Genomic DNA, 23497 nt, shown 5'->3' on the forward strand with positions numbered 1-23497 from the left:
AGGGGCCACGCGGACGATGCCGCGTGACCCCTGAACCGGATATCTGCCTATACGGCCTGGCGCTTGATCCGCCGACGTTCCCGCTCGGACAACCCTCCCCAGATGCCGAACCGCTCGTCGTGTTCCAGCGCGTATTCCAGGCACTCGGCTCGGACCTCACACGTCCGGCAGACCTTTTTGGCCTCGCGTGTGGAGCCGCCCTTCTCCGGGAAGAACGCCTCCGGATCCGTCTGCGCACACAGTGCGCGCTCCTGCCAGCCGAGTTCTTCCGCATCAAGCTGGTCCTGTGCGATGACCAGATCGGTCACTGCGCACCTCCCTGCCGCCCGCCCGCAATGGAGCCCCCCATGAACGCCTTCCTTATTACCCACCCACAGGAAGGCGTAACAACATGGTTGTAATTACACGCGCGTGCCGTACGTGACGTCAAGCGGCATGCCGGTATCCGGGGAAAGACCAGATCTCGCCCCGGTGTGTTTGGCATGTGATGTTCGCGCCCGGCGGTTTCCATGAACCATGGCCTTGACCTGGCGTGTTCCGCGCTCTCAGCGGTCGAAACCGTACCAGGGCGGGATTGACCCCCGCCCGTGGCCCACCTTCTCTCTAGCCGTGCTTAGCCAGTTCATTACCTGCGAGGCTCGTTGGGGGTGTATATGGCGGTGGGGTCGATCGGGTCGTCCCCCTGCCTGGGCGGGTCGTTCAGCGCGTCGCCGCCGCGGAACATCGACTGGTCAAGCCGGACGGTCGACTCGGCCGGCGACTCGCCGCCGTTCCAGCCGGGCTGGTAGGCCTGCTGCGGCTGCTGGGGTGCCGGGGGTTGCTGCTGGGGGTGCCCGAACGGGTCGTCGTAGGGGCCCGCCTGTCCCGTGTAGTCCGGCACGCGCAGGTCGGGTGCGGTGCCGGCGGTGGAGTGCTGGTAGTGCTCGGCCTGCTGGTAGGCGTCGAGCAACTGCTGGGAGCGCGGGTCGACGGGCGGGTCCGGCTCCTGGTAGTGCTGCGGCTGGGCGTACTCCTGGCCCGACACGCCGGTGAACGGCTGGCCCTGCTGCTCGAAGGCGGGCGGGCGCTCGTAGTACGGCGTGCCCGCCTGACCGTCCTGGGGCGGCGCGTACGGGTTGGGCGCGTCGGCCGCCGGGGCGAAGGAGCTCGGGGTGGCATAGGCGTCGTGGTTCTGCGGCGGGGCGTACGGGTTGGGGTCGGGAGCCGTGTACGCGCCGGACTGGGGCTGCTGGCGGTAGACGTCCGGCTGGCTGTCGGCCGGGACGTAGGGGGCCGGGGTGTAGCCGGAGTCGGGCATCGTCTCCGACGGCGTGTAGCCGCCCGACGGGGGCACCGTGTCGGCGGGGGCGTAGCCGGCGGCGGGGGGCGCGGTGTCGACCGTGCTGTAGCCGCTCTGGGCGGGGGGCGGCTCCGGCGCGTAGACGTTGGGGGTGTCCTGCGAGGAGTAGCCGGGCGTGGTGTACGCGCCGCTCTGGGCGGGCTGGGCGTATTGGGGCTCCTGGCCGTACTGCTGTGACTCCTGGCTGTAGGGCTGGGGGTCTTGGCTGTACTGCTCGGGCTCGGGCTGCGCGTACTGCTGGGGCTCGGGGGCGGCGGGGAGCGCGGCCCTGGGCTGCGGCGCGGGCGGCTCGGGGGCTGCGGGCTGCTGGAAGCCCTGGTACGCCTCCTGCTCGGCCCCGAATCCGTGCTGGCCGAAGGGCTGACCGGGCTGACCGGGCTCGGACTGGGCGAAGGGCGGCTGGCCGTACTGCTGGCCGGGGTCGGGCTGGGCGTAGCCGGGCTGCTGGCCGGGGTCGGCGCCGGCGAAGCCCGGCTGGCCGAAGCCCTGCTGGCCGGTGCCGGGCTGGCTCTGGCCGTATCCGGGCTGGGCGTACGCGGGCTGCTGGCCCGACGGGGGCTGCTGGCCGAACGTCTGGCCCGGGGCGGGCTGGGCGAAGGCCTGGCCGGAGGCGGGCTGCTGGGCGTACTCGGGCTGCTGACCGTATTCGGGCTGGCCGAAACCGGGCTGCGGAGTGTAGCCGGGCTGCTGGGCGAAGCTCTGCTGGCCGTACCCCTGAGGCTGGCCGAAGCCGGGCTGCGGCGAGAACGTCGTCACCGGACGGCGCGCGGGCAGGGCCTGCGGCATGAGGTAGAGGGCCGCCAGAACGGTCAGGGCGAGGGTGGGCAGGCCGGTCAGGAGGAGTTCGACGATGGAGCGGAAGCCGTTGCCCGCGAAAAGGGCGACGAACAGCGCCAGGACCCCGAACAGCGCCATACCCGACAGCGTGATCGCCGCGGCCATCGTGACCGGCCCCGCCGACTTGGCCGGCGGGCCGACCTTGGTCAGCAGCAGCACCGCGCCGACCAGCAGCGCGATCGTGACCGGGCTGGTCAGGCTCGAGAAGTAGATGGCGCCGCGCTCGGTGAGACCGATGCTCGATCCGTAGGCACCGTCTCCGCCGATCAGAAACCGGCCCACGGCCACCAGCGTGGACGTGACGCCGGCAGCCAGCATGATCCAGGCAGCCGGCTCTTTCAGCCGGGCGACGTCAAGTTTGCTCACAACTACCCCCATCGAGCCCTTTGGCCCGCAGTGAGTTTGCCACATGACCGACTTACGCGGCGGGGAACCCAGGAGGCTCATTCCTCACATGTCCCTCATTGCGAGGATTTTTCTGGCATGGGGAGGGGTAAGACTGACCTCTGGGACAGATGGAAGACTGGGTGACATGCACATCGTGTCCCTCGCCGGCGGCATCGGCGGCGCCCGTTTCCTGCGCGGCCTGCGCGCCACCGCCCCCGACGCCCAGATCACCGTCATCGGCAACACCGGCGACGACATCACCCTCTTCGGCCTGCGGGTCTGCCCCGACCTGGACACCGTGATGTACACGCTGGGCGGCGGCATCAACGAGGAGCAGGGCTGGGGCCGGGAGAAGGAGACGCACACGGTCAAGGAGGAGCTGGCCGCGTACGGCGTGGAGCCGCAGTGGTTCGGGCTCGGCGACCGTGACTTCGCCACCCACATCGTGCGCTCGCAGATGATGGAGGCGGGCTACCCGCTCTCACAGATCACCGAGGCGCTGTGCGCGCGCTGGCGCCCCGGGGTACGGCTGCTGCCCATGAGCGACGACCGCTGCGAGACCCACGTCGTGATCACCGACGAGCAGGGGCGGCGGGCGATCCACTTCCAGGAGTGGTGGGTCAGGCTGCGCGCCTCGATCCCGGCCGAGTCGATCGCCCTGATCGGCGCCGACACCGCCCGGCCCGCGCCCGGCGTGCTGGAGGCGATCGAGGAGGCCGACGTGGTGATCCTCCCGCCGTCGAACCCGGTCGTGAGCATCGGCACGATTCTCCAGGTACCCGGCATCAGGGACGCGCTGCTGGCCAAGACCGTGGTGGGCGTCTCCCCGATCATCGGCGGCGCGCCCGTGCGCGGCATGGCCGACGCGTGCCTGACCGCGATCGGGGTGGAGACCAGCGCCCAGGCGGTGCTGGAGCTCTACGGCCCGGAGCTGATCGACGGCTGGCTGGTCGCGCCGGAGGACGACGGGGTGGCCGTGGACGGCATCCGGGTCGAGTCCCGCCCCCTGATCATGCACGACGCCGACGCGGCCGCCGACATCGCCCGCGCCGCCCTCGACCTCGCCCTGGACCTCAACCGATGACCACCCCAGAAACCCCAGATGGGCCCACCCCCGAAGACGCTGCCCCCGAACCGGAAGGGGGTGTTTCCGGAGAGGTTCGGGTGGTGCCGGTTCTGGGGTTGCCCGATGTGCGGCCCGGTGACGATCTGGCCGGGTTGCTCAAGGGGGCGGAGCTGCGGCCCGGTGACATCGTGGTCATCACCTCGAAGATCGTCAGCAAGGCCGAGAACCGCCTCCGGCACGCCCCCGACCGTACCGCCGCCATCGAGGAGGAGACCGAGCGCGTCGTGGCCAGGCGCGGTGACATGGTCATCGCCCAGACCCGCCACGGCTTCGTCATGGCCGCCGCGGGCGTCGACAACTCCAACGTCGCCCCCGGCACGGTCCTGCTCCTGCCCGAGGACAGCGACGCCTCCGCCCGCCGCATCCGCGCCGGCCTCCCCCACGGCGTGGGCGTGATCATCTCCGACACGTTCGGCCGCCCGTGGCGCAACGGCCTCACCGACGTGGCCATCGGCGCCGCCGGCGTGCTCCCCCTGGAGGACTTCCGCGGCGGCGAGGACGCCTACGGCAACCCGCTCAACGCCACCGTCACCGCCCTGGCCGACGAGATCGCCGCGGCGGCGGAACTGGTCAAGGGCAAGCTGGCGGGCGTCCCGGTCGCGGTGGTGCGCGGCCTGGCGCACCTGGTGACCGCGCAGGACGGTCCCGGCGTGCGCCCGCTCATCCGCCCCGCCGACGAGGACCTCTTCCGCTACGGCTCCCGCGACGTGGTCCCCGCCCGCCGCACCGTCCGCGACTTCACCGGCGACCCGGTCGACCCGTCGCTGGTACGGCAGGCCGTCGAAGCCGCCTTCACCGCCCCGGGCGCCGAGCACACCCGGTTCGCCCTGGTGGAGTCGCCGGCCGTACGCGAGAAGCTGGTGATGGCCCCGTACCTGGTGGTGCCCTGTGTGACCGTGCCGGGCGAACAGGCGGCGGCCAGGGCGGGCGCGGCCGTGCAGAACCTGTTGATCCAGCTCGCGATGGAGGGCCTCGGCTCGGCGTGGCTGCCGCCGGGGGGCGCGGAGGAGATTCTGGATCTTCCCGGCGGCTGGCGGCCGATCGGTCTGGTGGCGGTGGGCCATCCCGCCGAGACCCCCGCGGACCGGGAGCCCCAAGATTTTGCGGCCCGCATCGTGCTGCGCTGATCTGACTCTTCCCAGCACTTAGGGGTAAAGCAGGCATTTACCCTTAGGAAACTTTCCTTTATGTTCGGGGTATCCCCCCATGTAGAGGAGCATTTTTATGAGAAGGGTGCTCACGTTAGCCAGCGCGATGCTCGTGGCGATATCCGCCACGATCTTCGTCGCTTCCCCGGCGCTCGCCCACGGCTACGTCAACTCGCCCCCGAGCCGGCAGTACAACTGCAAGCTCGGCAAGGTGCAGAACTGCGGACCCATCGTCTGGGAGCCGCAGAGCGTCGAAGGCGCCAAGGGTCAGCGCAACTGCCACGCGGGCGACTCCCGCTGGGCTCCGCTCAGCGACGAGAGCAAGCCGTGGCCGGTGACGAACGTAGGCTCGTCCACCAGCTTCAGCTGGACGTTCACCGCCCGCCACGCGACGCTGTCGTACGAGTACTACATCGGTAGCACCCGCGTCGGCTACGTCGCAGGAAACGGCCAGCAACCGGGAGCCACGGTCACGCACAACGTGAACCTGTCCGGCTTCAGCGGCCGCCAGAAGGTCCTGGCCATCTGGAACATCGCCGACACCGCCATGGCGTTCTACGCCTGCGTCGACGTCAACATCGGCGGCGGCCCCGGCCAGCCCACCCCCACTCCCACCCCCACTCCGACACCGACCCCCACCACTCCCACACCGACTCCCACCGCCACCAACCCCGGTGGCACCTGGGCGGCAGGCACCGCCTACGCACCGGGCAACACCGTCACCTACGCCGGACAGTCCTACCGTTGCCTCCAGTCGCACACCGCGATAGCGGGATGGGAACCGCCCAATGTCCCGGCTCTTTGGCAGCGGGTCTGAATCCATGCAGCAGCAAGTTCGTGACGCGGGTGTGTCACTGTTCCGCATCGTGGTCGGGCTGCTGTTCGCCTGTCACGGTGCCGCCAAGCTCTTCGGCGTGCTCGGCGGACCTCGTGGCGGCACTCCACCGGCCTTTCTCGAATGGCCGTCCTGGTGGGCTGCGGTGATCGAACTCGTCGCGGGTGGCCTGGTCCTGCTGGGACTGGCCACCCGGGCGGCGGCGTTCCTCGCCGCCGGTGAGATGGCTTACGCCTATTTCACCGTCCACCAACCCAAGGGGCTGTTTCCCCTCATCAACGGCGGTGAGCTCGCCGCCCTCTTCTGCTGGTCGTTCCTGATTCTCGTTCTCATCGGGAGCGGCTCGTGGTCGCTGGACACGGTGGTGGCACACCTCCGCCGCCGCATGAAAGTTCCCCAAGGCCCCTAGCGGTCTTTGTGGACGGGCACCCGCTCCGTGCGGCGGGTGGCGGGTGCCCGCGGCCCCTCAGGTGGCCTTGCAGGTGGGGTGGCACAGGCGGCGCGCCAGCGCGGCCAGGAACACCTCGATGATCTCCCCCGGCTCCTGCGCGACGTGCAGCGAGCCGTTGGTGGCGGTGGTGATCTCCGACAGACCCGCGCGGTCCACGCCCGAACCGAAGGCGATGACGACGATCTGCACAGGCTTGTCGGGGTCCCACTCAGCGCGCAGGCGGTCGAGCAGCTGACGGCGGGTCAGGCCCTTGCCGTCGTCCCTGCCCGCGGTGATGACGAGGAGCGTGTTGTTCATCTCCTCGCGGAACTCGCCGCCGACCTCGCGAAAGCCGCTCAGGATCGCGTCGTGCAGCGAACTGTCCAGGCCGGGGTGGACGGTGATGGCCGAGGTCAGCTCGTCGAGCCGGCCGCGCCGTACGACCTGGCCGGACTCCGGCTCGTTGATCGGGCCGAGGCCCACGCGCTCGCGATATCCCTTGGTACGGCCCAGCGTGTCCGCGAACTCCCACATCCCCATGTGCGTCGAGTCGGGGAAGAGCTGCAGCCCGATCTTCGCCGCTGCCAGCGCGGTGCCGAGCCGGTCGGTCATGTGCTTGGAGGTGTCGGCCAGCACCAGGATGTTGGTCGGCGGCGCCAGCCTGCTCCAGGCCTGCAGCGCCGCGTCGATCTCCGTCGGCGAGATGGACGGCCGGGTGCGCGGCGTCTCGGCGGGGATCTGCGGGCCGGGCGAGATCGGCCCGAGCGTGCCGTCACCGGAGCGGAACCCGGCCCGGCGCACGAGTTCCTGCGCCTCGTCGCCGCGCAGCCAGTCGGCGAAGACCGCGGAGGCCTCGGCCACCTCGGGGTCGGTGGCGGTGACGACGTAGGGGTAGTCGAGGCTGATCGTGCCCTCACGCGGGTGTAAGGCGACCACCGGATCGGCGGAGGGCCGCCGGTTGTGCTCGCGCACCGACTGCTCGGGGACGATCACCACCGGCCGCTGCCAGAACGCCCGGTCGTCCACCGCCGCGAGCATCGAGCGGTAGTCGGGGGCCGAGCCGGCCTGCGCCCAGCGGACGAACGCGGTCAGCGCCCGGTCGGCGGAGGCGCCGGTGCCGACGACGTCCCTGGCCGCGGCGACGGTGGCGATGCCCGCTCCGGCCAGCGAGGGGTCGGGCACGCGTACCACGTCGGGCTCGTTCTCGTTGGGGCGCAGCCGCCCGCGTACGGTCGAGGGGAAGACCATGCGCCAGTTCATCTCGGTCCTGCCCACCGCGAAGCGTTCGGCCAGCGACTGGCGGGTGGCGAAGACCAGCGGCGAGGTCGCCACCGTACTCTGCCCGGCAGGCAGCGCGCTGGCGCCCTGCTTGCGGGCCAGCCGGATCCAGGCGGAGGAGTCGGCGATCCAGCCGTCGGGCCGCTGGCGCAGCACGCCGGCGCGGTCGCCGATCAGCGTGCGCAGCACGGTCGCGGGCGGCTGCTCGGTCACCTGGACGAGGACGCAGCGCCCGCCCGTGGCCGTCTTCGTCTCGTTGAAGCGCTCGGCCGCCAGCATCGCCACAGGCGCCACATCCACCGCGGCAGCCACACTGACCAGAACAGGCTCTCGTGTCGAGCACAGGGGTCCGCCACCGCCGAAGACGACCACGAAACCGGCGACCAGAACGGCCACGGCCGCCAGCCCCGCCAGCACGCCCCGGCCGAGCGCCTGCCTCCGCCGCTGCTCAGGCGCCGGAGCGGCGCGGTGTCGAGCCAACCGCACGGTGCTACCTCTCCATTCGGGAGTGACGATTCTCCCAGCGCCGCCCGGGGGCGGCGCAAGGTCAGGTAGAACTTGTTATAACTAAACGATCCGCAGGACGCTACGGCAGACGCCGTCGCTCTTGGCCGAAGCGGCCAGCCTTTCCGCGTCCGGCCGGCCGTACCCGGTGGTGCGCTGGTGGAGCGGACGGCCGGTCGGCGCGACCATCTCGCCGATCTCCGTGATCGTCTTGTAGGAGCCGTTCTCGGAACCGGCCATGCGGCTGATCGTCTCCTCCATCAGCGTGCCGCCCAGGTCGTTGACGCCGCCCTGGAGCACCTGCCGGCACAGGTCGTCCTGGAGCTTCACCCACGAGCACTGGATGTTCTTGATCGAGCCGTGCAGGAGGATTCTGGCCAGCGCGTGCACGGCGCGGTTCTCCTGCGCGGTCGGGCCGGGCCGGGCGATGCCGGCCAGGTAGATCGGGGCGCTGTGGTGCACGAACGGCAGCAGCACGAACTCCGAGAAGCCGCCGGTCTCCTGCTGCAGGCTCCTGATCAGCTTGATGTGCTTGACCCAGTGCAGGTGGTTGTCGACGTGGCCGTACATCATCGTGGAGGTCGTCGGCAGGCCGACCTTGTGCGCGGTGGTGATCACCTCGACCCACTCCCTGGTCGGCAGCTTGCCCTTGGTCAGGACCCAGCGCACGTCGTCGTCAAGGATCTCCGCGGCGGTGCCGGGCAGCGAGTCGACCCCGGCCTCCTTGGCCGCGTGCAGCCAGTCCTCGATCGACAGGTTGGTACGGCTGGCCCCGTTGACCACCTCCATCGGCGAGAACGCGTGCACGTGCATGTCCGGGGTACGCGCCTTGACCGCCTTGGCGATGTCGAAGTAGGCGGTGCCCGGCAGGTCGGGGTGGATGCCGCCCTGCATGCACACCTCGGTCGCGCCCGCCTGCCACGCCTCGGCGGCCCGGTCGGCGACCTGGTCGAGGCTGAGCGTGTAGGCGTCGGCGTCGGTACGCCGCTGGGCGAAGGCGCAGAAGCGGCAGCCGGTGTAGCAGACGTTGGTGAAGTTGATGTTCCGGTTGACCACGAAGGTCACGTCGTCCCCGGCGGCCTCGCGGCGCAGGTCGTCGGCGATGCGGGCCAGCTCGTCGAGGGCCGGGCCGTCGGCGCCGAGCAGCGCCACCGCCTCGGCGTCGCTCAGCCCGGCCGGGTCGGACTCGGCGCGGCGCAGCGCCTGGCTCAGGTCGCCCAGGATCGCCGCGGGCGCGGCGGCGGGCAGCCGCTCGCGCAGCGCGTCCCAGTCGCCGTAGACGTTGTCGAAGTCGTCGCGGCGATCGTTCGTCCGGCCCTCGGTGTCCACGGCGGTGTGCAGATCCACCCGGCCGGAGGCGGAGAAGCCGCCGTCCGGCTCCTGCCAGGGGATGCCCTTCAGGACCGCGTCCTCCTTGGCCAGGCCGGTCTCCGGGTCGGCCAGCGCGCTGATGTGCGCCATCACGCGGGGGTCGATCCAGGGCTCGCCGGCCAGCACGTACTCGGGGTAGAGGGTCAGGCGCTCGCGCATGCCGTACCCGGCGGCGGCGGTGCGCTCGGCCAGGTCGTCGATCTGCGGCCACGGCTGCTCGGGGCTGACGTGGTCGGGGGTCACCGGCGAGACGCCGCCCCAGTCGTCGATGCCGGCCCTGACCATCAGCTCGAACTCGCCGCCGATGAGGTTCGGGGGCGCCTGGATGCGCATCCTCGGGCCGAGCACCAGCCGCGCGACGGCAATGGTCGCCGCCAGTTCGCGCAGGTCGGCGTCGGGCATGCCGCGCATCGCCGTGTCCGGCTTGGCGCGGAAGTTCTGGACGATGACCTCCTGGACGCCGCCGTACTCGCGGGCGACCTTCCTGATCGCGAAGATCGACTCGGCGCGGTCCTGGACGGTCTCGCCGATGCCGATCAGCACGCCGGTCGTGAACGGCACGTTCGACCGGCCGGCGTCCTCCAGCACCCGCAGCCGCACCGCGGGGTCCTTGTCCGGCGAGCCGTAGTGGGCCTCGCCCTTCTCGGTGAACAACCGCGTGGAGGTGGTCTCCAGCATCATCCCCATCGACCCGGCGACCGGCTTCAGCCGCTGGAAGTCGCGCCAGGTGAGCGCGCCCGGGTTCAGGTGCGGCAGCAGGCCGGTCTCCTCCAGCACCCGGATCGCCATCGCGCGGACGTAGGAGATCGTGTCGTCGTAGCCGTGCGCGTCCAGCCACTCGCGCGCCTGGTGCCAGCGGTCCTCGGGACGGTCGCCGAGCGTGAACAACGCTTCCTTGCATCCCAAGGCGGCGCCCTGCCGGGCGATCTCCAGCACCTCGTCGGGGCTGAGGAACGGCGCGGGCAGCTTGTGCGGGGCCGTCGCGAACGTGCAATAGCCGCAGCGGTCGCGGCACAACCGGCTCAGCGGGATGAACACGTTCTTGCTGTACGTGATCACCCCGTCCCGCCCGGCGTTGCGCAGCCCGGCGTCACGCACCCGTCCGGCGTGTTCGAGCAAAGTGTCGAGGTGCCCGTCGCGGGCGTGCAGCAGAACGGTCGCCTCGGTGACGTCGAGTGCCTTGCCATCGCGGGCGCGGGCGAGCGCCCGGCGCAGAGCGGAATCACTGACCACAGTCATAGCGGCACGATACGACCCTCTGAGTCTCTGGAGCGCACCCAGCCCTCGGTATGACGCCCACTCCTCCCTAGGGCCTACTCCTCCAACCCTCCTCAAGTCCCTTTCCCTGACCGGGTTCCGCAACTGATGATCAAGTCATGCGAAGATTCGCCGCCCTTTTAACAGGGCTGTTGGTTCCCCTGTCCCTTCTGGCGCCCACGGCCTCGGCCGCGACGCCGGCCAAGCCGTCCATCGCCTGGGCTCCGTGCCCGGAGGATCCGGCCGTGGAGTGCGGGACGCTGGCCGTACCCGTGGATTGGAACAACCCGGCGAGCGGCACCTTCAACGTCGGCGTGGCGCGGCGCAAGGCCACCGACCCGGCCGCCAGGATCGGCGCGTTCGTGCTGGGTGCCGGCGGGCCCGGCGGGTCCGGAGTGGAAGAGGTGCTTTTCGCCCCGCAGTACCTCAGCCCCGCGCTCCTGCGCCGCTTCGACGTCGTCGGCCTCGACCCGCGCGGCACCAACCGCAGCAACCCGGTGGTGTGCTCCACCTCGGTGCTGGCCGAGTCGCCCCACCCGCTGATGCGGAACCAGGCCGACTTCGACAAGCGGCTGGCCTACAACGAGCGGCTGCGCGCCGACTGCCGGGCCCGCACCGGCCCGGTCTTCGACCACGTCGACTCGCTCAGCACCGCCAAGGACCTCGACGCCTTCCGCGCCGCGCTCGGCGAGCGTCAGATCACCTACTGGGGCGGTTCCTACGGCACCCTGCTCGGCCAGCTCTACGCCGAGAACTTCCCCCAGCGTGTACGCGCGCTGACGCTCGACAGCACCATGGACCACAGCCTCGGCACCCGCGGCTTCATGGACACCGAGACGTGGGGCGCGCAGGACGCGTTCGACGAGTTCGCCGCCTGGTGCGAGCGTGAGGCCTCCTGCCTGCAGCACGGCAAGGACCTGCGGGCGATCTGGAAGGACCTCCTGGCCCGCGCCGACCGCGGCGAGATCCACCCGCCGGGACAGCCCGACGTGAAGGTCACCGCCTTCGAGATCATCTCCTTCGCGGTCGGCAACTTCTACGACCCGCGCGGCTGGCCGCGGCTCTCCCAGGGCATCGACGAGCTGCTCAGCACCGGGACGCTGAGGGACGGCGCCCTGACCCCGGCCGTCGACCGTACACAGGAGGTCCAGCCGAACCCGTTCCAGATCTTCTGCCTGGATTTCCGCCTGCCCGTGCGCGACTACCGCGAGTGGAACTCACACGTCCGCCGCCAGAGCAAGATCGCGCCCGACATGCGCTACAGCAGCCTGGCGATCTTCCCGGTCGTCTCCTGCCTTGGCCAGCCCGCCCCGATCCCCAACCCGCAGCACGACCTGAAGGTCCGCACCAAGACCCCGCTGCTGGTGGCCAACTCGCTGCACGACCCGGCCACGGTCTACCCGTGGGCGCTCGGCACCGCGCGGCAGCTCGGCCGCTCGGGCCGGCTGCTCACCTACGAAGGCTGGGGCCACATCGTCTACGGCCGCGGCGCCTGCGCGACCGGGACGATCGACGCGTACCTGCTCTCCCAGCGCCTGCCCGCGCCCGGCGCCCGCTGTCCCGCGGTGCCGCCGTCCGAGGTCAGGTCTCTGCGGGAGTTCACGCCGCCGAAGCCCGGCACCCCCGGATGGGGTTTCCCTTCCTGATCCGGTACGGCTGACGCCGTCCCCTTGACCCGCGCGGTCGTCCAGGCCGCGCGGGTACGGGCACACTGGAGACGTGAAAGAGCGAGCGTGGACGCCGGACGAGCCCGTTGACGTGGGCCTCGTCGTGGGCCCGCACCGGCACGGCGGCGGCGACCCCACCTGGCGGCAGGGGCGCGACGGCGCGATCTGGCGCACGTCCCGCACGCCCGCCGGCCCCGGCACCCTGCGCGTCTCCCTCACATCCGCCACCGTGTACGGCCACGCCTGGGGCCCCGGAGCGGACTGGCTGCTGGAATCGTTGCCCGGGTTGGTAGGGGCCGACGACGACATTTCCGGATTTACCGTAAAACATGCGGTGTTGGAGGACGTTTTCCGCAAACACCGGGGATTGCGGATCGGGCGTACCGGCCGCGTCATGGAAGCCCTCGTGCCCGCCGTCCTGGAGCAGAAGGTCGTCGGCCGCGAGGCGTGGCGGGCCTGGCGCTGGCTACTCAACCGCTACGGCGAACCGGCCCCCGGCCCGGCCCCAGAAGGCATGCGCGTAGTGCCGGAACCCGCCGTCTGGCGCGAGATCCCCGCCTGGGCGTGGCACCGGTCGGGGGCGGAAGCCGTACGCGCGAAAACCATCGCGACGGCGGCCTGGCACGCGACAAAACTAGAATCCGCGAAGACCAGCGCCGAAGCCGACCGCCTCCTGCGCACCCTCCCCGGCATCGGCGTGTGGACCTCCGCCGAAGTCCGCCAGCGCGCCTTCGGCGACCCGGACGCCGTCAGCATCGGCGACTTCCACCTGGCCAAAATCGTCGGCTACGCACTGACCGGCGAAAAGACGGACGACCCCGGCATGATGCGCCTCCTGGAGCCCTACACCGGCCACCGCCACCGCGCAACCGTCCTGATCGGCCTAACCGGCCTCCGCCCCCCACCCCGAGGCCCCCGCATGCCCATCCGCGACTACCGCACCTTCTAGCCTCACCTCGCCCAGACTCCTCACGCCAGAACCCGCATCACCACACGCCAAGCCCCCGCACCACCTTCCGGCAACTCCCTGCCGGGGGACCACAGCAGCGCCCCTCGGGCATCCCCGGACAGCCCGCGGAACCCCGGAGCGGAGGCCACCCCAAGCTTGGGGCACCCAAGCACACAGACAGCCCGTGCCCGGGGCGCCCGCGTGCCCGGGGGCGCGTGTTTGGGTGGGGTTAGACGTCGCTGGAGTAGCGGACGGCGCAGTCCGGGAGCTGGATGTCGGGCCATACCCGGATGCCCGCCTGCAGTTCGTTGCCCGCTCCCACCACCGCCCGGTCGCCGATCAGCGCGTCGCGTACCACCGCGCCGGCGGCGATCCGGGCTCCCGCGCCCACCACCGAGTCGGTCACCGTGGCGCCGGCGCCGACCACGCAGTCGTCCAGCAGGATGCTGCCGGTCACCGTGGCACCCGCCTCGACCCGGGCCCCGGCGCCCACGACGGTGCCGCCCACCGCCTTGGCCTCCGGAGACAGGAGGGCGCCGGGCAATGCCAGGTGCTCGCCGGTCGGGCCGGGTAGCGCGGGTGAGGCGAGCTTGCCGAGTACGAGGTCGCGCGAGCCCTGGACGAGCGCCGCCGGTGTGCCGACGTCCAGCCAGTACGTACGGTCGGCGTAACCGAGCACGAGTTCGCCCGACTCGATGAGCCCGGGGAAGGTCTGCCGTTCGACGGACACGACCTCCCCGGCGGGAATCGAGTCGATCACCGACCGGGTGAAGACGTAGCAGCCCGCGTTGATGCGGTTGGTGACCGGGTTGGGGGTCTTCTCCAGGAAGGCGGTGACCCGGCCCGTGGAGTCGGTGGGCACGCAGCCGAACCGGGTCGGGTCGTCGACCTCGGTGAGATGGAGGGTGACGGCGGCCTGCCGGTCCACGTGAGCGCGTATCTGGTCGCCGATGTCGTGGCCGGACAGGATGTCGCCGTTGAGCACGAGGACGGGCGCGTCGGAGGAGACGGTCAGGGCTTGGGCGGCGTTGCGGATGGCGCCGCCGGTGCCGAGGGGCGTCTCCTCGGTCATGTACTCCAGCTTGAGCCCGAAGTCGGCGCCGTCGCCGAAGACCGGCTCGAACATCGACGCCTTGTAGGAGGTGGCGAACACGATGCGGCGCACCCCGAACGAGCGGGCGCGCGCGAGCTGGTGCGCCAGGAACGGCACACCGGCGGTCGGCAGCAGCGGCTTGGGCGTGCCCAGTGTCAGCGGGCGCAGGCGCGTGCCCTGGCCCCCGACCAGGAGGATCGCCTCGAGGCCTGGCAAAGAGCTCTCCATCACTCCGCGAGGTTATCCAACTATTCGACCGCCCGTTGATAGGAGCTGAGATGCGCCTCGGCCGAGGCGTCCCAGGTGAACTCGCGGGCCCGCGCCAGCCCGGCCCGGTGGAGCTGCGCCCGCCGTTCGGAGGAGGCCAGGAGCTGGCCGAGCGCCGTGGCGATGCTGTCGGCGTCCGGCTCGCTGTACGCCACCGCGTCCCCGCCCACTTCGGGCAGCGAGGTGCGGTGGGTGGTCAGCACGGGCGTGCCGCAGGCCATCGCCTCCAGCACCGGGAGCCCGAAGCCCTCGCCCTTCGACGGGAAGGCCACCACCAGCGCGCCGCCGAGGAACCCGCGCAGGTCGGGGCTGCGCAGGTAGCCGGGGCGGATGACCCTGACCGTGGCCTCGACCTCGCGGCAGGCGGCGTCGACGTCGTCCTCGTGCACGCCGCCGCCGATCACCAGCGCGGGCGGGTCGGGCAGGCTCTTGACGGCCATGGCGAAGCCGCGGATGAGGTTGGGAACGTTCTTACGCGGTTCCAGCGCGCCGAGGAAGGCCACGTAGCGCTGGTCGTGCAGTCCGCACCGCTCGGCCGCGCGCCGGGTCTCCTCCTCGGTCGGCGGGTGGAAGATCTCCTGGTCGACGCCGTGGTAGGCGACGTCGATGCGAGTGGGGTCGGCGGCCAGGACGCGGACGAGTTCGTCGCGGGTGGCCTTGGAGGGCACGATGACCCGCCGGGCGTGTCGCACGGCGGTGCGGGTGGCCGAGCGGAAGAAGGACGCTTTGACCGTGCCGTGCTGGTCGGGCTCGGTGAACCAGGTGACGTCGTGGACGGTCACCACCGTCGGCAGGCCGGAGCGCAGCGGGATGGAGTAGTAGGGCGCGTGGATCACGTCGGCACCGGCCTGCCGGGCGAGCAGGGGTACCCCGGTCTGCTCCCAGGCGAGCCTGGTGGCCCGGTTGGTGATGGCGACGGGTCCGGGCAGGATCCGCGCCGAGGGCGCCAGCCTGGCGTAACGCTCCGCGTCGGAACGCTGGCAGACCACCGCGAGGTCGGCCCCGGCCCGGTGAAGGGCGCCGATGAGGCCGTCTACATATCGGATCAACGCACCGCGGTCAGCGGGGACCGCGGCGGCGTCGACAAGCACACGAGGCATACGAAGATCTTCTCCCCTCAAGATCAACGTGGGACCGGTTGTCCCCCTCTCTTGTTCAGCCTAAGACCAGCGTCCCCAAAAACGTGGTCCAAATCACACACGGTCGCGACGCGCAACGAATCCGGCGATACCCGCGCAGATCAGATCACCGACGATGATGACAATCCGCGACACAAGGGCCACGGCGATCGCCGAGCCCCGATCCATGACCGGTGACAGCACCGCCACCATGGCCACCTCGCGCACCCCCGCCCCCGCGGGCACGACGAACGTCAGGATGCCCAGGCACCACGACAGCGCGAACGCGCCGATCGCGAAGAGCAGCCCGGTCTGCGGCGCGACGAAGTACAGGTGCACCCCGTAGGCGGCCCACCCGGCCAGCGCCCAGCCGAGCGCGGTCAGCATGCCGCGCCGGGTGAGCGGGCGTTCGAGCGGCTCGCGCTTGAGCCTGCGCAGCCCGAACCCGATCACCGCGTTGATGACCTTGGGCTCCAGCAGCACGAGGATCACCGGGAGGACCAGCAGCAGCCAGCCGTAGCGGTCCCAGCCGAGGGTGCCGAGCGTGACGAGCAGGCCGGTGGCCAGCTGGATCGGCATCATCAGGAAGAACGCCGCGGCGCTGCGCGACCGGGGCACACCGAGGTCGCGGCCCATCTCCATCTGTGCGATCACCGGCCAGACCGCGCCGGGAATGTACTTGCCGAGCTGGCCCACGAAGAAGACCTTGGCCGCGGACCTGAAAGGCAGCGGCGAGCCCAGGTCGGCGAGGAGCGTGCGCCACGTGAGCATCGCGCCCAGCAGCGCCGCGACGACCGCGACCAGCGAGGCGGCGACCATGGGCCACGACAGCTTCGCGAACCCGGCGGTCACGGCGTCCCACTGGGAGGCGACCGCCCAGGTGCCGAAGCCCAGGGCGATGGCCAGGAAGCCGAACCTGACCACCTTCTTCACCACGGAGCGGCGTGCCGTGCGCGGCTCCGCCGTACTCAATGCACTCTTTCCGGCGGCTGCGGGAGTGCGGCGCCGCGCGGACGGCGCGGCGTCTTGGTGGCCACCCACAGGTAGGTCGGCACGACCGGGAGGAGCAGCTTGAGCACCTCACGGGGGGTTTTCGCCAGTACGGCCCGCACCACCTTGCCCAGCACACCGGGGAACAGTTCCCCACCGGCGAAGCGGGTCGGCGTGGCCAGCACGGGAAAGGTGTAGTCCCAGACGTGGAAGGCGCGCAGCATGCGCTTGAGCCCGCGCCGGGTGCGGAAGCGCTCGTAGTAGTGGTCGGCGCGGCCGAAGGCGCGCACGTAGCGGTCGGCCAGCGACGGCGGCAGGTAGGACAGGAACGGCAGCTTGTAGTGCGGTTCCATGATGCCGAGCCGGTTGCCGAGGCCGAGGTAGAGGACGCCGTCGTCGGCCAGGACCCGGTGCATCTCGGCGACGACCGCGTCGGGGTCGACCACGTGCTCGTAGATGTGGTTGAAGACCAGCACGTCAACCGAGCGGTCGGGGAACGGCAGCGCCGTGCCGTCACCGCAGACGAACGCCACCCGCTCGCCGAAGCGGTCGGCGGCCTTGCGCAGGCCGGGCACGTCGATGTCGATGCCCAGCGTGTGCTTGGCGCCGGCGTCGGCCAGTTCGTCGGCGATGAATCCGGCCGAACAGCCCACGTCGCCCACGGTGAGCCCCGCCAGCGGCCCGTGGAAGTGCTCCAGCACCGCGATGATCTTCGCGGCCTTGCGGCGGCGCTTGCCCTCGTCGAGCATCGCCGCCTGGAACTCGGAGTATTCGAGCTGCTGTTGCCTGCTCATGGGTCGCTAGCCGTTCCTCCACCGCCGCGCGGGCGCTCGTTCACTCCGCTCCGTGCGCCGGGCTCAGTCCCGGCCATGCTGCCCAAGGGTACCGGGCTCGCGCGTTAACCAGTTGTCAAACGCCCTTTGGTAGCGTGCCCGCCAGTTATTTCCGACCGTTGGGGGAAATGTGGGCGTGTTCGACAAGATCCGGGGCGAGTTCGTCGACATCGTCGAATGGCTCGACGACAGCCGCGACACCATCGTCTGGCGTTTCCCCCGCTACGAGAACGAGATCAAGATGGGCGCGCGCCTGGTCGTGCGCGAGTCGCAGGTCGCGGTCTTCGTCAACGAGGGCCAGATCGCCGACATCTTCCCGCCCGGCACGTACACGCTGGAAACCCAGAACCTGCCGATCCTGTCCACGCTCAAGGGCTGGAAGCACGGCTTCCACTCCCCCTTCAAGGCCGAGGTGTACTTCGTCGGCACCCGCCAGTTCAGCGACTTCAAGTGGGGCACCCAGAACCCCGTCATGATCAGGGACGCCGAGTTCGGCCCCATCCGGCTGCGCGCCTTCGGCGCCTACTCCGCCCGCGTCATCGACGCCAGGAAGCTGCTGACCGAGCTGGCCGGGACCGACCAGCAGTTCAGGACCGAGGAGGTCGAGGGCTACCTCCGCCAAATGATCGTCAGCCGGCTCGCGCCCGCGCTGGCCACGGCCGGGATGCCCGTGCTCGACCTGGCCGCCAAGCAGCACGAGATGGGCCGCCGCCTGGCCGAGGTGCTCAGCGCCGACCTGGCGGGGGTGGGCATCTCGATCCCGAACTTCAGCATCGAGAACATCTCGCTGCCGCCCGAGGTCGAGCAGGCGCTGGACAAGCGCACCCAGATGGGCATCGTCGGCGACCTGGGACGTTACTCCCAGTTCCAGGCGGCCAACGCGGTGGAGGCCGCCGCGGAGAACCCCAACGGCGCCATGGGACTCGGAGTCGGCATGGTGGCGGGCCAGGCCGCCGCCTCGGCCTTCGCACCGCCCGCCGCACCACCGGCCGCCGCACCACCGCGCGCCACGCCGCCGCCCCTGCCGTCCGCGCAGTGGTACGTCGGCGTCGGCGGCGAGCGCAAGGGCCCCTACGACCAGGAAGCACTCTCCGGCCTCACCCCCGAGACGCTGGTGTGGAAGGCCGGGATGGCGCAGTGGTCGCCCGCCCGCGACGTCCCCGAACTCGCCGGGCTGCTCGCCCAGACGCCCCCGCCGCTGCCGCCCGCCTGAACCGCAGAAAGGCTCCGGATTTGTCCTCCCCCGCACCGACCACCCATCCGTGCTCGGGCTGTGGCGCGAGCGTCGCCTACGCCCCGGGCACCAGCGTCCAGCGCTGCCCGTACTGCGGCTTCGAGCAGCGCATCGCCGCCCCGGAACGGGCCGTGCGCGAGCACGACTACGCCGCCTTCCTGGCCAAGCCGCGGGTGGCGGCGGTAGCCGTACACCAGAGTGCCTGTCCAGGGTGCGGCGCGCGCACGGAGAGCGACGCGCTGTCGAAGAGCTGCCAGTTCTGCGGCGCCGCGCTGGTCGCGGACACGACGGCGGGCGACCAGATCGCGCCCGAGGCCGTGGTCCCGTTCGCGCTGGACAAGAACGGCTCGCGCACGGCCCTGCGCGGCTGGGTGAAGTCCCGCTGGTTCGCCCCGAACCGCCTCAAGAAGGTCAGCGAGGCGGAGTCGATGAAGTCCACGTATGTCCCGCACTGGACCTTCGACTCCGGCACCACCTCCGACTACACCGGCTCGCGCGGCGAGCACTACTACGTCACCCAGACCTACACGGAGAACGGCCAGACCAAGACCCGCCGGGTGCGCAAGACCCGCTGGTGGCCGGCCTCCGGCACGGTCTCGCGCCACTTCGACGACGTGCTCGTGCCCGCGACCCACCGGGTCACCCCCGAGCAACTGGCCGAGCTGGAACCGTGGCCCACCGGCCAGGCCCTCCCCTTCGAGCCCGCCTACATCTCCGGCCACCACACCCTGCGCTACGAGGTCGAGCCGGAACAGGGCATCGAGGCCGCCAAGCAGGAGATGGCCGAGGTCATCGAGCAGGACTGCCGCCGGGACATCGGCGGCGACGAGCAGCGCGTGAGCACGGTCGACACGACGTACACCGATGTCAGGTTCAAGCTCCTGCTGCTGCCGGTGTGGATCGGCTGCTACCTGTTCGGCGGCAAGACCTACCAGGTGCTCATCAACGGCGTCACCGGGGAGGTTCAGGGCCAGCGCCCCTACAGCTGGGTCAAAATCACCCTTACCGCGCTGGCGGCCGCCGCGCTCATCGGGCTCGTCGTCTGGCTAATCATCGCCAACCGCGCGTAGATTTGGCGAATGCTCCGCCGCCTGCTGCGTGTCCTGCTCGCCCTGGTCGCGCTCGGATTTCTCGGGTACGGCCTGGCCAAGAACTGGGGTGAGACCACGGCCGCGCTGTCCGGCCTGTCGCCCTGGGCGCTGGCGGGGGCGTTCGCCGCGGTCCTGGCCGGGCAGTTCTGCATGCTGGTGGCCTGGCGGGAGGTGCTGGCCGGGCTGGGCTCGCCGCTGTCGTTGCGGGTGAGCGGGCGGATCATGTTCGTGGGCCAGCTGGGCAAGTACATCCCGGGCTCGGTCTGGGCCTACGCGGCCATGATGGATCTCGGGCGCGACCACGGCAGCCCGCCGCGGCGTACGTTCGCGTGCATCTCGCTCGCGCTGGTGATCAACCTCGGGGTGGCGCTGACGATCGCCGCGGCCACCCTGGCCACGCACGAGGCGCTGCGCAAGGCCTGGTACCTGCTGCTCATCGTCCCGGTCATCGTGGTCTGCCTGCATCCCAAGGTGCTGACCTGGGGGCTCAATCTTGCGTTGCGGCTGGCGCGCAAGGAGCCGCTGGAGAGCGTGCTGCCGGGCCGTACCGTGCTGGTGGCCGTGGCGTGGACGGCGCTCGGCTGGCTGATCTACGGCGTGCACACCATGCTGCTGGCCGGCCGGTGGGACCTCTACGTGCTGGCGACCGGCGCCTACGCCTTCGCCTGGGCGACCGGGCTGCTGACGTTCGTGGTGCCGGCCGGGGTGGGCGTGCGCGAGGGCGCGCTGGTGCTGGTGTTCACTCCGCTGATCGGCACGGGCGCCGCCTTCGCGGTGGCGCTGCTGTCGCGCGTGGCCTTCACGCTGGCCGACGCCGTCGCGGCCGGAGTCGCCTTCCTGCTGGGCCGTCAGGACTCCAGCAAGGCCGCCGCGTACGCCGACCAGAACGGCTCCGGGTCCACCGACTTGACCCCGGAGCGCAACCCGACCGGGTCGGCGTAGAGCCGCTCGATCGCCTTCCTGAGCCCTTCGACGTCCTCCGGCTCGACCAGCAGGCCGTCCACGCCGTCGGTGATGTGGTCGGCGAGCGCGCCCACGCGGGTGGCGATCACCGGGACGCCGTGCTCGTGGCCGAGCCACACGTTCTGGCTGGCGGTGGCGTTGCGGTAGGGCAGGACCAGGGCGTCGGCGCGGGCGAAGAGCTCCGGCACGTCATCGGCGGCCACATACCCGGGCCGCAGTTCCACCCGGTCGCCGATGCCCAGCTCGGAGATGAGCCGCTCGGTCTCCTCCAGCCCGCCCCAGAACTCCCCGGCGACGGTCAGCCCGACCCCGTCCGGCAACGCCCTGAGCAGGAGATCCAGCCCTTTGTACGGCCGGACGATCCCAAAGAAGAGCAGATTGTTGTGGACTTGCCCCGATTTTTCGGCATTTTTCGAGGGAAGGTGGGGTGCCATCGCAGCCACCCGGACCGGCTTGGCCGTGAGCTCTCTTGCCAGCGCGGCCTGCTGATCCGAGTGTGTGAGCACCCTGTCGACCCGCTTGAGCAGCGCCTTCATCAGCGGCCTGTCATACGGCTTGCGCTCGTGCGGCAACACGTTGTGGCACAGCGCCACCGCCGTGGTCTTGCCCGCCATGCCGTACAAAATCCCCAAATAAGCAGGCACCTGCACAGGGCTGAGCACCGCGAAAATCACCAGGTCAGCGCCGCGCAACCGCCGTCCGCACGCCACCCATCCGTCCGGCCGCCGCCAGTCGAGCCTGCGCAGCGTCTTCGGGTACGGCCGGCCCTCAGGAGCCGAGATCGTCTGCTGACCGGGGTAAAGAAAGCCCGGATACTGGGCCTTCCACGACTCGATCACCACGTCGTGCCCCAGCGCGCTCAGCCGGTGCGCCAGCTCGGTGGTGTGCTGCGCCCCGCCGCCCTTGTACGGGTACGTCGGGCCGACGATCGCGATCCGCACCTACTCTCCCCTGCTCCGCACGATCAGGTCGGCCAGCAGCGCGACGGCGCCGATCAGCATGCCCGACAGGAAGATCATCACGGTGTTGGCCGGGAAGTAGAAGGGATGCTGGACCATGTCCCACACGCCCTTGACGAACCCGATGCCGACCAGCCACAACGCCGGCGGCATCAGGACCTTCAGCGGGTTGAAGTACATGATCATCCGCAGGACCTGCAGGATGTAGCGGTAGGCGTCGGAGACGAAGCTGAACTTCGACTTGCCCGCCCGCTTGGCGTAGCCGATCGGCAGGTAGTAGACGTCGTGCTGGTTCGACAGGAACGACAGCGTGATCGTCGTGACACACGAGAACCCGGGCGGCAGCAGCCGCAGGTACGGCCGCGCCACCGACTTGCGGAAGGCCCGCAGACCGGAGTTGAGATCCGGGATCTTCTGCCCGGCGAGCTTCTCGGCGACCTTCCTGATCACCCACTTGGCCGGCACCCGCAGCAGCTTGTGCGAGCCCTCCTCCGACGTGCGCGCGCCCACGACCTGGTCGATCGTCAGGTCCTTCTCCAGAATCTGGACCAGGTCGGGGATGCGCTCGTTCGGGTAGGTCATGTCGGCGTCGGTCCACACGACGATCTCGCCGCGCGCCTCCTGGGTGCCGATCCTGCGTACGGTGCCCGATCCCCCGTTACGGTGGAACGCCCGGATCCGCATGTTCGGGAATCGCGGGGCGGCCTCCTGCAGCTTCGCCAGCGTCGCGTCCGTCGAGCAGTCGTCGACGGCCACGAGCTCGTAGGTGTAGCCGCTGGAGTCCATCGCCTCGGTGATTCGCTCGACCTCGTCGATGACATGATCCTGCTCGTTGTAGCAAGGCAGGACGATCGTGACGTACGGCGCTTCTTCCACGGCGGGTCCACTCTGGGGGGTCTCAGGCGTGCTCACGTGGGTCGAGGTTACTCTGCCCAACGGAACGCGGCGTCCACATCAGCGATGCCGGGAAACCTGATCCACCCCCGGAAGACCCCGCAGAGCAGGCCGAATCTGCTCGAACACCGACGAGTCCGTCAGCACGAGATGGAAGTACTCGCCCACGGCGGGCGTCCGGTTCTCGTAGGTGACGCGCCGCCAGTTGTCGATCGCGTGCCGGCGCGACTCCAGGTAGACCTTCTTCACGCCCTGCAGCGTGCGCAGCGCCTCGAAGACCGCGTCCCGCTCGTGGTCGGTGATCGCGCCGCGCCCCGGGCAGTTGGCCGGACCGCAGAGCTCGACCTTCGCCTGCGCCCTCCCGGCCCAGAAGTCCGTCCGCCAGACCCTGGCCGTGGTGATCCCGGGCAGCTTCTCCAGCTTCGGGCCCAGGTTCACGTTCGGGACCTTGACCTCCGCCCGGAAGGAAGCCGGGATGGCGCCCTTCCGCACGCGCAGGCCGTCCTCGCGGGCGTTGCGGTAGGCCTCGTCCTCGGAGACGTACCGCACGCCGGACAGCCCGGACAGCCGCTTCAGCAGCCGCTCGATCTTCCGCTTCTGCTCGTCACCAGGTCCGCGGCCGTCGCACTTCTTCTGGAGACTGGCCTTGGAGCACAGGTAGACCGTCAGGCGGCCCGTCGTCGGCCAGGCGGCCTTGGGGGTCGGGAGCGGCGAGACCGCGACCGCGACCACGCCGTCCGCGCCGCTCCCGGGCTCGACGCTCACGTCGCCGGCGCCCGGCTCGGCGTCCCTGTTCTCCTGAGCCTCGTTCAGCGAGGTCTCGCCCAGCGTGCTGTCCGCCGGGTTGTCGGCCGCGGCCGAGCCCATTCCACTGGTCGCCAGCGCCGTCGTTAACGCCGCGACCACCCACGTACGCCTCATGGCGAC

Annotated in this window: 20 protein-coding genes; 9 read left to right on the forward strand and 11 right to left on the reverse strand. The window is 70.7% G+C overall.

What is annotated here, in order from left to right:
* Positions 1-47: 47 nt before the first annotated feature.
* Positions 48-308 (reverse strand): WhiB family transcriptional regulator, encoded by a 261-nt coding sequence (locus ACFWY5_RS08390; RefSeq protein ID WP_184957754.1) that lies wholly within the window; start codon positions 306-308, stop codon positions 48-50.
* Between the two features lie 317 nt (positions 309-625).
* Entirely contained in the window at positions 626-2542 is a 1917-nt protein-coding gene (locus ACFWY5_RS08395) for a hypothetical protein (protein WP_379630921.1), read from the reverse strand.
* Positions 2543-2708: 166 nt separating this feature from the next.
* Between ACFWY5_RS08395 and cofD the strand changes: the two genes are divergently transcribed.
* From cofD to ACFWY5_RS08415, 4 genes are all read left to right on the forward strand, one after another.
* Positions 2709-3647 (forward strand): 2-phospho-L-lactate transferase, encoded by a 939-nt coding sequence (gene cofD, locus ACFWY5_RS08400; RefSeq protein ID WP_379630922.1) that lies wholly within the window; start codon positions 2709-2711, stop codon positions 3645-3647.
* Positions 3644-4816, forward strand: a complete 1173-nt coding sequence (locus ACFWY5_RS08405) for a coenzyme F420-0:L-glutamate ligase (protein WP_379630923.1) — start codon at positions 3644-3646, stop codon at positions 4814-4816. Before cofD ends, ACFWY5_RS08405 begins: the two co-directional genes overlap by 4 nt.
* A 97-nt stretch (positions 4817-4913) precedes the next feature.
* Positions 4914-5654 (forward strand): lytic polysaccharide monooxygenase, encoded by a 741-nt coding sequence (locus ACFWY5_RS08410; protein WP_379609884.1) that lies wholly within the window; start codon positions 4914-4916, stop codon positions 5652-5654.
* Entirely contained in the window at positions 5626-6081 is a 456-nt protein-coding gene (locus tag ACFWY5_RS08415; protein ID WP_379630924.1) for a DoxX family protein, read from the forward strand. Before ACFWY5_RS08410 ends, ACFWY5_RS08415 begins: the two co-directional genes overlap by 29 nt.
* A gap of 57 nt (positions 6082-6138) precedes the next feature.
* Here ACFWY5_RS08415 and ACFWY5_RS08420 read toward each other — a convergent pair whose 3' ends face one another.
* Complete coding sequence (locus ACFWY5_RS08420) at positions 6139-7866, reverse strand: substrate-binding and VWA domain-containing protein (protein ID WP_379630925.1); 1728 nt, start codon at positions 7864-7866, stop codon at positions 6139-6141.
* Between the two features lie 81 nt (positions 7867-7947).
* Positions 7948-10494, reverse strand: a complete 2547-nt coding sequence (locus ACFWY5_RS08425) for a bifunctional FO biosynthesis protein CofGH (RefSeq protein WP_379630926.1) — start codon at positions 10492-10494, stop codon at positions 7948-7950.
* A gap of 137 nt (positions 10495-10631) precedes the next feature.
* Between ACFWY5_RS08425 and ACFWY5_RS08430 the strand changes: the two genes are divergently transcribed.
* Both ACFWY5_RS08430 and ACFWY5_RS08435 read left to right on the forward strand, forming a co-directional pair.
* Positions 10632-12158: an alpha/beta hydrolase gene (locus ACFWY5_RS08430; protein WP_379630927.1), complete on the forward strand. Its 1527-nt coding sequence runs from the start codon at positions 10632-10634 to the stop codon at positions 12156-12158.
* A gap of 73 nt (positions 12159-12231) precedes the next feature.
* Positions 12232-13128: a DNA-3-methyladenine glycosylase family protein gene (locus ACFWY5_RS08435; protein ID WP_379630928.1), complete on the forward strand. Its 897-nt coding sequence runs from the start codon at positions 12232-12234 to the stop codon at positions 13126-13128.
* Between the two features lie 229 nt (positions 13129-13357).
* Here ACFWY5_RS08435 and ACFWY5_RS08440 read toward each other — a convergent pair whose 3' ends face one another.
* The 4 genes from ACFWY5_RS08440 to ACFWY5_RS08455 form a co-directional block, all read right to left on the reverse strand.
* Positions 13358-14449: a sugar phosphate nucleotidyltransferase gene (locus ACFWY5_RS08440; protein ID WP_379630929.1), complete on the reverse strand. Its 1092-nt coding sequence runs from the start codon at positions 14447-14449 to the stop codon at positions 13358-13360.
* Positions 14450-14469: 20 nt separating this feature from the next.
* Complete coding sequence (locus tag ACFWY5_RS08445; protein ID WP_379609890.1) at positions 14470-15588, reverse strand: glycosyltransferase family 4 protein; 1119 nt, start codon at positions 15586-15588, stop codon at positions 14470-14472.
* A gap of 93 nt (positions 15589-15681) precedes the next feature.
* Positions 15682-16578 (reverse strand): lysylphosphatidylglycerol synthase domain-containing protein, encoded by an 897-nt coding sequence (locus ACFWY5_RS08450; protein ID WP_379609891.1) that lies wholly within the window; start codon positions 16576-16578, stop codon positions 15682-15684.
* Positions 16575-17390 carry a methyltransferase domain-containing protein gene (locus tag ACFWY5_RS08455; protein ID WP_379609892.1) on the reverse strand — a complete coding sequence of 272 codons (816 nt, stop codon included), beginning with the start codon at positions 17388-17390 and terminating at the stop codon, positions 16575-16577. Before ACFWY5_RS08455 ends, ACFWY5_RS08450 begins: the two co-directional genes overlap by 4 nt.
* Positions 17391-17565: 175 nt before the next feature.
* On the opposite strand from ACFWY5_RS08455, the gene ACFWY5_RS08460 reads away from it, so the two are divergent.
* From ACFWY5_RS08460 to ACFWY5_RS08470, 3 genes are read left to right on the forward strand one after another with little or no spacing between them, the layout of a single operon-like run.
* Positions 17566-18642 (forward strand): SPFH domain-containing protein, encoded by a 1077-nt coding sequence (locus ACFWY5_RS08460; protein ID WP_379630930.1) that lies wholly within the window; start codon positions 17566-17568, stop codon positions 18640-18642.
* Positions 18643-18662: 20 nt separating this feature from the next.
* Positions 18663-19733 (forward strand): hypothetical protein, encoded by a 1071-nt coding sequence (locus ACFWY5_RS08465; protein ID WP_379630931.1) that lies wholly within the window; start codon positions 18663-18665, stop codon positions 19731-19733.
* A 9-nt stretch (positions 19734-19742) separates the two neighbouring features.
* Complete coding sequence (locus ACFWY5_RS08470; RefSeq protein WP_379630932.1) at positions 19743-20696, forward strand: YbhN family protein; 954 nt, start codon at positions 19743-19745, stop codon at positions 20694-20696.
* Here the strand turns inward: ACFWY5_RS08470 and ACFWY5_RS08475 are convergent.
* Genes ACFWY5_RS08475 through ACFWY5_RS08485 form a run of 3 tightly spaced genes read right to left on the reverse strand, consistent with a single transcriptional unit; the run spans position 20603 to position 23491 of the window.
* A complete protein-coding gene (locus ACFWY5_RS08475) occupies positions 20603-21658 on the reverse strand; it encodes a glycosyltransferase family 4 protein (RefSeq protein ID WP_379630933.1) in 1056 nt (351 codons plus the stop codon). The two genes, ACFWY5_RS08470 and ACFWY5_RS08475, sit on opposite strands and share 94 nt — an antisense overlap.
* Positions 21659-22588, reverse strand: a complete 930-nt coding sequence (locus tag ACFWY5_RS08480) for a glycosyltransferase family 2 protein (protein WP_379609897.1) — start codon at positions 22586-22588, stop codon at positions 21659-21661. It lies immediately after the preceding gene.
* 42 nt (positions 22589-22630) lie between these two features.
* Positions 22631-23491, reverse strand: a complete 861-nt coding sequence (locus tag ACFWY5_RS08485; protein ID WP_379630934.1) for a hypothetical protein — start codon at positions 23489-23491, stop codon at positions 22631-22633.
* Positions 23492-23497: the final 6 nt, after the last annotated feature.

This window comes from Nonomuraea sp. NPDC059007 (assembly GCF_042740555.1).
Classification (GTDB): domain Bacteria; phylum Actinomycetota; class Actinomycetes; order Streptosporangiales; family Streptosporangiaceae; genus Nonomuraea.